Origin of the sequence: Sinomonas sp. G460-2 (genome assembly GCF_047759905.1) — a bacterium.
In the GTDB taxonomy this organism is placed as follows: Bacteria; Actinomycetota; Actinomycetes; order Actinomycetales; family Micrococcaceae; genus Sinomonas.
This window is the reverse complement of record NZ_JBKZWT010000119.1, coordinates 1-10,452: the sequence shown is the minus strand read 5'-3', so window position 1 is coordinate 10,452 and position 10,452 is coordinate 1. Positions and strand designations below refer to the sequence as shown.

The following is a 10,452-nucleotide window of genomic DNA, read 5'->3' as shown; positions in this document are numbered from 1 at the left end:
TCCGTGCCCGCGCCGAAGCAGAAGACTCCCGGGCAGTAGACGGGTCCGACCTCACCGGCACCGGGCCGGGGACGAGCAAGGGACAACAGCGTGGCCACATCGACCAAGAAGCCCGCCGGCCGACCGCCACGGCGGTCGCTTGACCGCGACCGCGCCGGGAGCGCCACGCGCCGGCTGAGGGTTGGCGTGGGGGTCATGCTCGCGCTCCTCCTCGTGATCGGTGGGCGGCTCCTGCTCGTGCAGGGACTCGGCGTCGGAGGCTACGCTCAGGCCGGCCTGAGCAAGAGACTCCAGTCGACCGTCCTGCCCGCTGAGCGGGGGAGCATCCTCGACGCGTCCGGCAAGGTGCTCGCCCAGAGCGTGATTCGATACAACATCACGGTCGATCAGACCACGGCATCGAACTTCACCGAGTACAAGCGCACGGAGAAGGACGGCGACGGCACCAAAGTCGTCACCGTGAGTCGGAGCCAGGCGATCTCGGACCTGGCCGGCGTGCTGGGGATGACCGTGGACCAGATCACCTCGGCGATCACGGGGGACAAGAGGTTCAACTACGTGGCCCGCAACGTCACCCCCGACGTCGAGGGCCGCGTCTCCGACCTGGCGTTCCCCGGCGTGTACTCCGAGGGATCCTCCCAGCGTGTCTACCCCCAGGGGGCAGTGGCCGGAAACCTCGTGGGCTTCGTGGGCAGCGACGGCACGGGCCTCGCGGGCGTCGAGCAGACGCAGAACAGCCAGCTCACGGGGACGGAAGGAAAGCGGACGTTCGAGATCGGCGCCGACGGCCTCCGGATCCCCGTTGGCACGGACGAATACACGCCCGCGCAGAACGGCCAGACCATCAAGCTCACCATCAACTCCGACCTCCAGTACTTCACCCAGCAGGCCCTCCAATCGCAGGTCGACAAGTACAGCGCCGAGTGGGGCATTGCCATCGTCGAGGACACGCAGAGCGGCAACATCGTCGCGATGGCAGACTCCAACGCGATGGACCCCAACGACCCCGGGAAGTCGGCGGCCAAAGACCGCGGGGTGCGCGCCGTGACGGCGGCCTACGAGCCGGGCTCGGTTGAGAAGACCCTCACCATGTCGGCGCTCCTCCAAGAGGGCAAGGCCAACCCACTGAGCGAGTACACCGTGCCCCCGACCGTCACGATCGACGGCCAGACCTTCGCGGATGCGTTCACGCACGGGACCGAGAAGCGGACGCTTGCGGGCATCCTCGGCTATTCGATGAACACAGGAACAGTGCTGGCCGGGCAGGCGCTCAGCAAGCAGGACCGCTACGACTGGCTCACGAAGTTCGGGATCGGCAAGGCACCGGACGTCGGGCTGCCCGGGGAGGCGAACGGCATCCTCGCGACGCCCGACAAGTGGGACGGCCGCCAGCAGAACACCGTGCTCTTCGGCCAAGGCCTCACACAGTCGACCCTCCAGACGGTGCGCGCCTACCAGGCGGTCGCGAACAACGGGCTCCTTGTCCAACCGCGGCTCGTCGACGGTTACGTCGGCGCGAACGGCGCCGAGCACAAGGCGGCCACGCAGCCTTCGAACCAGGTGATCAGCAAGGAGACGGCGCAACAGGTCAAGGACATGCTCGAGAGCGACGTGACCAAGGGCGAGGTCAAGCCCGCCGGCATCGACGGCTACCGCGTGGGCGCGAAGACGGGAACCTCGGAGGCGCCCCGCGAGGACGGCGTGCCGGGCTACGACGGCGTGACGTCGTCGCTCATCGGCATGGCCCCCATGGAGAACCCCCGGTTCATCGTCGCGGTCGTGATCCAGCGGCCCAAGGGGGACATCTTCGGCATCGGCAACGCGGACGTGTTCCGTTCCGTCATGTCGCAGACGTTGCGCCTGTACAACGTGCCGCCGTCCACCGGCACGCCCGCCGCGCTCCCGCAGTACGCCCAGTAGTGCCGGCCCGCTGGAGGTGCGTTCCGGTGGCTGCGGCGCGCGCCACCGCGCCCTGTCGGGTGCCCCGATCCGACCCGCAGGCCCGTGCGGCAAGCGGCTAGAGTTGGAACCTGTCGAAAGCGATGAAGGTGATTGTGAGCGAGCACGAGAGTCCCACGGACCCCGCGCCCGCGCCCCACAAGGGCGCGCCGGCCGGGTCCCCCTTCCGTCCACTGCACACCCGGCCCGTGCCACTCTCTGACGTGGCCGGGCTGCTCGGGCTTCCCCGCGAGGCTGCCGGCGACACGCTCGTGACGGGCGTGGCGCTCGATTCGCGCTCCGTGGAGCCGGGCGACCTGTACGTCGCGGTGCCGGGCACCGGTCGCCACGGGGCGTCGTTCGCGGCGCAGGCCCTCGAGAACGGTGCCGTCGCGGTCGTGACGGATGAGGCGGGCGCGAGGCTCACGGCTCTCGACGACGCCGTCGCGGGCGTCCCCGTCCTCGTCGTCGACGATGCGCGCGCGGCGGTCGGCCCCGTGGCGGCGTTCGTGTTCGCCAGCCAGCCCGAGGACGCCGCGCGCCCCCTCCTGCTCGGCGTGACCGGGACGAACGGCAAGACCACCACGACGTACTTCGCGAACGCCCTCCTCGGCGCGCTCGGCCACCGCACGGGGCTCATCGGCACCATCGAGATCCTCGCGGGCGGCGAAGCCATTCCGAGCCGCCTCACGACCCCCGAGTCCACGGACGTCCATGCGCTCCTTGCCCTCATGCGCGAGCGCGGCCTCACGGCGGCCTCCATGGAGGTCTCCTCGCACGCGATCGAGTACCGCCGTGTGGACGGCGTTCGCTACGACGTCGCGGGATTCACGAACCTCACCCAGGATCACCTCGACCTGCACGAGACCATGGACGAGTACTTCTCCGCGAAGGCGAAGCTCTTCACGCCCGAGCGCGCGGCCCGCGGCGTCGTCATGGTCGACGACGCGTGGGGCCGGCGGCTCGCGGAGCAGGCTGCGATCCCCGTGACGACGCTGTCCGTCGCGGGGGAGAGGGCCGACTGGTTCCTCGCCTCGAGCGAGCGGGATGGCTTGGGCACGGCATTCGAGCTTGAGGGGCCGAACGGCCGGTCGTTGCACCTCCGGACGGGCCTCCCCGGGCAGTTCAACGTGGCCAACGCGGCCCTCGCGGCGCTCATGGTCCACGCGGCGGGCGCCTCTCTTGAGGAGATCCAACGCGCCGCGGACGTCGCCGAGCCGTTCAGCGTCGAGGTCCCCGGGCGCATGCAGCTCGTGGGGACGGAGCCGGCCGCCGTCGTCGACTTCGCGCACAACCCCGACGCCCTCGAGCGTGCGCTCGAGGCGGTGCGCCCACCCGAAGGTGCCGGGCGCGTCGTCGTGGTTTTCGGCGCGACCGGGCAGCGAGATCAGGGCAAGCGGCCCATCATGGGCGCGGTCGCCGTCCGCGGTGCGGACGTCGTCGTCGTGACCGACGACGATCCGCACGACGAGGACCCCACAGCCATCCGCGCCGACGTCGTGGGCGGCGCCCGCGCCGAGAACGACGCGGCCGGTTTGGGCCGCATCGTCGAGGAGGTGGCGCCGCGCGCGGCCGCCATCCGCCGTGCAGTCGAGCTCGCAGGGTCCGGGGACGTGATCCTCGTGGCCGGCCGCGGACACGAGGTGTTCCAGGAGGTTCAGGGGGTCAATCTCGACCTCGACGACAGGGTCGAACTCCGGGCAGCCCTCGACGCGCGCGGATTCCGCACAGTGGGGGCCGAGCAGATAGAGTCCACAACCGATGATTGAGTTCAACGCCGAGGAGATCGCCCGCATCACGGGCGGCCGCCTCACGGGCGATCCACGCCTCACCCCAAGCCACGTCACCACGGATTCGCGGGAGGCCCGCGCGGGATCCCTGTACGTCGCCAAACCAGGCGAGCATGCGGACGGGCACAGCTTCGTCGGCGCGGCCTTCGCTGCCGGCGCCATCCTCGCGCTCTGCGAGCGTGAGGTCACGGACGACGGCGGGAGCGTCTACCCGGCGGTCGTCGTGCCGGACGCCGTGCTCGCCATGGGCGAGCTCGCGAAGGAAGCCGTGCGGCGCATCCGCGAGGCTAGGTCCGCGCGCGGCGAAGCCTTCACGGTCGTGGGCATCACGGGCTCCGCGGGCAAGACGACCACGAAGGACCTCCTCGCCGGGATCTTCCGGTCGACGCCCGAGGGATCCGCCACCCCAGCCTCCACGATCGCTCCCCAGGGCTCGTACAACGGCGAGGTCGGTGTCCCGCTCACGGTCTTCACGGCCGACGAGTCGACGCGCTACCTCGTGATCGAGATGGGCGCGACCGGGATCGGCCACATCCAGTACCTCGCCGGCCTCGTGGCTCCAGACATCGGCGTTGTGCTCGCCGTCGGAACCGCTCACGCGGGCGAGTTCGGCGGCGTCGAGAACATCGCGAAGGCCAAGGGCGAGCTCGTCGAGGCGCTCGCGCCGGAGGGGACCGCCGTCATCAACCTCGACGACCCGCGCGTCCGCGCGATGGAGCCCCGCACCCGGGCCCGCAAGGCCTTCTTCACCACCTTCCCCGAGGCGGCAGACGCTCACGCGGCCCGCGGAACGGTCGTAGCGGCCGTCGACGCCCGCACCACGGAAGACGGCTGCCCCGCCTTCGGGCTTCAGATCGACGGCGGCGAGCCCCTTCCGGTGCAGAGCCGGCTCATCGGTGCCCACCACACGGGGAACCTCCTGGCTGCTGCGGCCGCGGCGCACGCGGCGGGCGTCTCCGCGGAGACGATCGCGGCCTCGCTCTCGTCGCAGGGACCCGCGAGCCGGTGGCGCATGGAGCGCACCGATCGTCCCGACGGCGTGACCGTGATCAACGACGCCTACAACGCGAATCCGGAGTCGATGCGGGCCGCCCTCCAGGCCTTGGCGGTCCTGGGCCGCGGGCGCAGGACGTGGGCCGTGCTCGGCGCGATGCTCGAGCTCGGGGATGAGTCCATCTCGGCGCACACGGCCGTCGGTACGCTCGTGGTCCGGCTCAACATCGACCGTCTCGTGGTCGTGGGCCGCGAGGCACGCCCGCTGTACGTTTCAGCGGTCAACGAGGGCTCGTGGGGCAACGAGTGCTCGTTCGTCGAGAACGTTGATGAGGCCTTTGAACTGCTCGAACGCGAGCTCGCCCCTGGCGACCTCGTGCTCGTCAAGTCGTCCAACGGGGTCGGCCTCCGGCACCTCGGCGATCGGATAGCATGGGCCGCGCGGGCTCAGTCCATTGACACCGCGGGAACGGAGCTCACGTGATCGCACTGCTGATCGGGGCGGCGCTCGCCCTCGTACTCGCGTTCGTCGGAACCCCGCTGTTTATCCGACTGCTCGTGCACAAGGGCTACGGCCAGTTCATCCGAGACGACGGTCCGACGAGCCACCACACGAAGCGCGGCACGCCGACCATGGGCGGCACGGTCTTCGTCCTCGCAACGGTGCTCGCCTATTTCTTGGCCCACCTCATCGTGTGGCTCATGCATCCGAGCACCGGCGGCCCCACGATGTCCGCGATGCTCTTGCTCTTCCTCATGGTCGGCATGGGGCTCGTCGGGTTCCTCGACGACTTCATCAAGATCTCGAAGCAACGCAGCCTCGGGCTGAGCGCCCGCGCGAAGCTCATCGGGCAGGGGGCGGTCGGGATCATCTTCTCCCTGCTCGTGCTGCAGTTCCCCGACGCGGCCGGCCGGACCCCGGCCTCGGCGACGATCTCGTTCCTCCGCGACATCCCGTGGCTCAACCTCGCGTTCGCCGGGACGGTCATCGGGGCGATCCTGTTCGTCATCTGGGCGAACTTCCTCGTCACGGCGGCGAGCAACGGCGTGAATCTCACCGACGGCCTCGATGGCCTCGCGGCAGGCGCGTCGATCATGGTGTTCGGTGCGTATACGCTCATGGGCATCTGGCAGAGCAACCAACGCTGCGGCTCCGCACGCGTCCCCGGCTCTGTCTGCTACGAGGTCCGCGATCCGCTCGACCTTGCCCTTCTCGCGGCGATCATGAGCGCCGCGCTCGTCGGGTTCCTGTGGTGGAACACCTCGCCGGCCAAGATCTTCATGGGTGACACGGGCTCCCTCGCGATCGGCGCGGCCATTGCGGGCTTCGCGATCCTCACGCGAACCGAGCTCCTGCTCGGCGTCATGGGCGGGCTGTTCGTGATCATCACGCTGTCCGTGATTCTCCAGGTGGGCTTCTTCAAGCTCACGAAGGGTAAACGTCTGTTCAAGATGGCACCCTTGCAACATCACTTCGAGCTCAAGGGCTGGGCCGAGGTGACGGTCGTCGTCAGATTCTGGATCCTCGCGGGGCTTTTCGTTGCGGTGGCGCTCGCGATTTTTTATGCGGAGTGGGTGGCTGGGCTGTGAGTGACAGTGCGGGAAGGCTCGCGTCCCTGACGTCGTGGGATGCCGACTGGTCCGGACTTCGGGTCGTCGTGACCGGGATCGGCGTGGCGGGCTTCGCCGCGGCGGACACGCTCATCGAGCTCGGGGCGAGTGTCGTCGTCGTCGACGGGTCCGAGACGGAGCGGACTAGGGCCCAAGCTGAGACGTTGCGCATCGTCGGGGCAGTCGAGGTGCTGCTCGGGCCTACGGCGGTCCAGTCCCTTCCGACGGTCGACGGCGGCTTGCCGGACCTCGTCGTCACCTCACCCGGGTGGCGTCCCGACCAGGCGGTCCTCGCGGCGGCCTCCCGGAAGCACATCCCCGTCTGGGGCGACGTCGAGCTCGCGTGGCGCGTGCGCGGCCGTCGCGGCAAGAAGACCGCCGACTGGCTCGCGGTCACGGGCACGAACGGCAAGACGACGACCGTCGGCATGGCCGAGTCGATGCTCCAAGCCGCGGGGCTCAAGGCGATAGCGGTCGGCAACGTCGGCAAGCCGATCCTCGACGCGATCCGCGAGCCGGTCGAGTACGACGTCTTCGTGGTCGAGCTCTCGAGCTTCCAGCTGCACTGGGCCGAATCCCTGTCTCCGGTCGCGTCCGTGGTGCTCAACGTCGCCGAGGACCACGTGGACTGGCACGGCTCGTACCAGAGCTACCTCGCGGACAAGGCGAAGATCTACCGCAACACCCAGAAGGCGGCCGTCTACAACGCCGAGCAGATCGAGACCGAGCGCATGGTCGAGGAGGCCGACGTCGTCGAGGGGTGCCGGGCGATCGGGTTCTCGACCGGGGTTCCTGGCCTGAGCATGCTCGGGGTTGTGGAGGGGCTTCTCGTGGACCGGGCGTTCATCCCCGAGCGCCGCGACCACGCGGCGGAGCTCGCGGCCGTGCAGGACCTCGGCTCGATTGCGCCCCGGCACACGGTCGCGAACGCCCTCGCGGCCGCGGCGCTCGTCCGCGCGTACGGTGTCGAGCCGATCGCCGTGCGCGAGGGCCTCCGCCGCTTCCTCCCGGGCGACCACCGCATCCAGCCCGTGGCGACGGTCGGCGGCGTCGTCTGGGTCAACGACTCGAAGGCGACCAACCCGCACGCCGCAAGCGCCTCGCTCGCGGCGTTCTCATCCGTTGTCTGGATCGCGGGCGGGCTCTCGAAGGGCGTGACGTACGACGAGCTCGTCTCGCGGAACGCGTCGAGGCTCAAGGCGGTGGTGCTCATCGGGGTCGACAGCAGCGAGCTCGCGAGTGCTCTCGCGCGACACGCGCCGAATGTCCCGGTGATCCCCGTGGAGCCGGGCGAGACTGGAGAAGACCGGCCGGACGGGGCGTCGATCATGGAGGCGGCCGTCGCGCGCGCGGCCAGCGCTGCGGCGTCCGGGGATACCGTGCTCATGGCGCCGGCGGCGGCGTCGATGGACCAGTTCGTGTCCTACGCCCAGCGCGGGGACGCCTTCATCGACGCGGTCCGTCGGCTCGTCGAGAGGCAGGCACCGAGCAAGGAGTAAGAGCATGGCCACAGCGCAGCAGGAGCGCCCCGCCCCGGCCGCGCAGAAGCTGTGGCGGCGGCTCGAGGGCCCGGGCCCGCTCGGCGCCGGTGCCGGCTACTACCTCATCCTCGGCTCGACGCTCGCGCTCACCGCGATCGGCATCATGATGGTGCTCTCCGCGTCGAGCGTCGAGAGCATCTCGCTCGGCGACAGCCCCTACACGGCCGCGCTCAAGCAGGCCCTCTTCGGGGCGGTCGGCGTCGTCGGGATGTTCATCATCTCGCGCATCAATGTCCGCTGGCTCAAACGGCTCGCATGGCCCGGCATCGGCGCAACCGTCGTGCTGCTCGTCCTCGTGCAGCTCATCGGCAAGCGCGTGCTGGGCAACCGGAACTGGATCGACGTCGCGGGCTTCAGCCTGCAGCCCTCGGAGTTCGCGAAGCTCTTCCTCGCGCTCTGGATGGCCACGATCCTCAACAAGAAGGCAGACCTGCTGGGGCGCTGGGGCCATGCTCTCGTGCCCGTAGTGCCGGTGGGTCTCGGGGTTGCCGGGCTCGTCATCTGGGGCCACGACCTCGGGACCACGCTCGTGATCCTGCTCGTGGTCGCGGCGGCCTTGTTCTTTGGCGGCATTCCGTCGAAGATCTTCGCGATCAGCGGCGCCGTCATGGCTGCCGGCGCGATCGCCTTCGCCGTCACGAGCGCCAACCGCATGTGCCGCATCTATGAGTGGCTCGGCCAGAGCAACTCGACGTGCACGCAGGACGGCGCCGACTTCGGCTACCAGGTCCAGAATGGCCTCCAGGGGCTTGCCTCGGGCGGCTGGCTGGGCGTTGGGCTCGGGCAGAGCCGGCAGAAGTACAACTGGATCCCTGAGGCGCAGAACGACTTCATCTTCTCCGTGCTCGGCGAGGAGCTCGGCCTCTTCGGGACCCTCCTCGTGCTCGCGCTCTTCGCCGTGCTCGCCGTGGCGATCTTCCGCGTCGTGGTCCGCCAGAAGGAGCTCTTCCCGCGCATCCTCGCCGGCACGATCATGGCGTGGCTTCTCGGCCAGGCGGCGCTCAATATGGCGATGGTCACGGGGCTCATGCCCGTCATCGGCGTGCCGCTGCCGTTCATTTCCTCGGGCGGTTCCGCGCTCGTCAGTTGCCTGTGTGCGGTCGGCGTAGTGTTGTCTCTGGCTCGCGAAGAGATGCGGCCAGGCCGCGCCGCGCGCACGAAGGGGACCGTGAAGAAGGCGAAGCGCGCCACCCCGAAGAAGCCGACGAAGCGGAAGGCCACCACCTAGCAATGCCCCCTCAGGACCCCACCGGGCCCACTGCGCGCCCGCCCCTCTCAGGCCCGTCTGTCGTCCTCGCTGGCGGGGGAACCGCAGGGCATATCAGCCCGCTGCTCGCGATCGCGCGCGCTGTCGCGCGGCGCAGCCCCGACGCTCGGATCCTCGCTGTCGGCACCGAATCGGGAATGGAGACGCGGCTCGTGCCCGAGGCCGGGTTCGAACTCGCGACCATCGACCGCGTCCCGCTTCCGCGCCGGCCAACGCCGGATCTCCTCCGACTGCCGGGTCGGCTCGCGAACGCCGTCCGGCAGGCCGAGCGTGTGCTCGAGCAGGCCCACGCGGACGTGCTCGTTGGGGTTGGCGGTTACGTGTGCACCCCCATGTACCTCGCGGCGCGGCGCCGCGGCACACCCATCGTCATCCATGAGGCCAATACGCGGGCCGGTCTTGCCAATCGCGTGGGCGCACTGTTCACGGAGCGGGTCGGCAAGGCGTTCGCGGAGACGAAGCTGCGGCATGCCCGCCTCGTGGGGATGCCCATGCGGCGGGAGGTCTCCGGCCTGGACCGGAACGCCGCGCGCGGCGGCGCCCGCAGTGCGCTCGGCCTCGAGCCGGACCTGCCCACGCTCGTCGTGACGGGCGGCTCGTCCGGGGCCCTGAGCATCAACCGCGCGCTCGCGGCGTCGCTCCCCGCGCTGGCCGCGGCCGGGGTCCAGACCCTTCACATCACGGGTCGAGGCAAGGCGGTGACGGCGAACGACGGCGTGCCCCTCGCCGCGGACGGCTACCATCAGGTCGAGTACGTCGACGGCATGGAGATGGCCTACGCGGCCGCGGACCTCTTGGTCTGCCGCGCCGGCGCAGGCACGGTGTGCGAGGTGGCAGCGGCGGGGGTTCCCGCGGTGTTCGTCCCGCTGCCGATCGGCAATGGCGAGCAGGCGCTCAACGCGCGGGGTCTCGTCGAGGCCGGTGCCGCCCTGCTCGTGCGGGACGCGGACTTCACGGCGGGATGGCTCGCGCGCGAGGTTCTCCCGCTCGTCGCTGACCCGGGGCGCCTCGCGGCGATGTCCCGGAAGGCCGAGGCACTCGGGGTGCGGGATGCTGACGATGCGATGGCGGCGATGGTCATGGAGGCGGTGAGCGCGTGACGGGACAGGAGACACAGCGGCTCGGGGAGGCGCTCGCCCAGTTGGGGCGCGTGCACTTCGTCGGAGTCGGCGGGGTGGGCATGTCCGCCGTGGCCCGCGTCATGGTGGCCCGCGGGGTACCCGTGAGCGGCTCCGACGCGAAGGACCTTCCCGTCATGCGCGACCTCGCCGCGCTCGGCGCGCGCATCGCCGTCGGCTACGACGCGGCGCAC

Annotated in this window: 8 protein-coding genes; all 8 read left to right on the top strand. The window is 70.2% G+C overall.

The window, feature by feature from the left end; translation table 11 throughout:
• The first annotated feature begins 90 nt into the window (after window positions 1-90).
• The gene (locus tag ACLN58_RS12305; RefSeq protein ID WP_415855549.1) at window positions 91-1,920 is read left to right on the top strand and encodes a peptidoglycan D,D-transpeptidase FtsI family protein; all 1,830 of its coding nucleotides are present in this window, start codon (window positions 91-93) and stop codon (window positions 1,918-1,920) included.
• Window positions 1,921-2,054: 134 nt separating this feature from the next.
• Window positions 2,055-3,707, top strand: a complete 1,653-nt coding sequence (locus ACLN58_RS12300; protein ID WP_415855548.1) for a UDP-N-acetylmuramoyl-L-alanyl-D-glutamate--2,6-diaminopimelate ligase — start codon at window positions 2,055-2,057, stop codon at window positions 3,705-3,707.
• Entirely contained in the window at window positions 3,700-5,205 is a 1,506-nt protein-coding gene (locus tag ACLN58_RS12295) for a UDP-N-acetylmuramoyl-tripeptide--D-alanyl-D-alanine ligase (protein WP_415855547.1), read from the top strand. Before ACLN58_RS12300 ends, ACLN58_RS12295 begins: the two co-directional genes overlap by 8 nt.
• Complete coding sequence (mraY, locus tag ACLN58_RS12290) at window positions 5,202-6,311, top strand: phospho-N-acetylmuramoyl-pentapeptide-transferase (protein ID WP_415855546.1); 1,110 nt, start codon at window positions 5,202-5,204, stop codon at window positions 6,309-6,311. Before ACLN58_RS12295 ends, mraY begins: the two co-directional genes overlap by 4 nt.
• Entirely contained in the window at window positions 6,293-7,831 is a 1,539-nt protein-coding gene (gene murD / locus ACLN58_RS12285) for a UDP-N-acetylmuramoyl-L-alanine--D-glutamate ligase (RefSeq protein ID WP_415855545.1), read from the top strand. The genes mraY and murD overlap by 19 nt, the downstream gene beginning before the upstream one ends.
• Before the next feature lie 4 nt (window positions 7,832-7,835).
• Window positions 7,836-9,101: a putative lipid II flippase FtsW gene (gene ftsW / locus ACLN58_RS12280; RefSeq protein ID WP_415855544.1), complete on the top strand. Its 1,266-nt coding sequence runs from the start codon at window positions 7,836-7,838 to the stop codon at window positions 9,099-9,101.
• A gap of 2 nt (window positions 9,102-9,103) precedes the next feature.
• Window positions 9,104-10,240, top strand: coding sequence for an undecaprenyldiphospho-muramoylpentapeptide beta-N-acetylglucosaminyltransferase (gene murG / locus ACLN58_RS12275; protein ID WP_415855543.1), 1,137 nt, complete (start codon window positions 9,104-9,106; stop codon window positions 10,238-10,240).
• Window positions 10,237-10,452: Mur ligase domain-containing protein (locus ACLN58_RS12270; protein WP_415855542.1), on the top strand; the 216-nt coding region annotated here is incomplete at its 3' end. The genes murG and ACLN58_RS12270, both read left to right, overlap by 4 nt.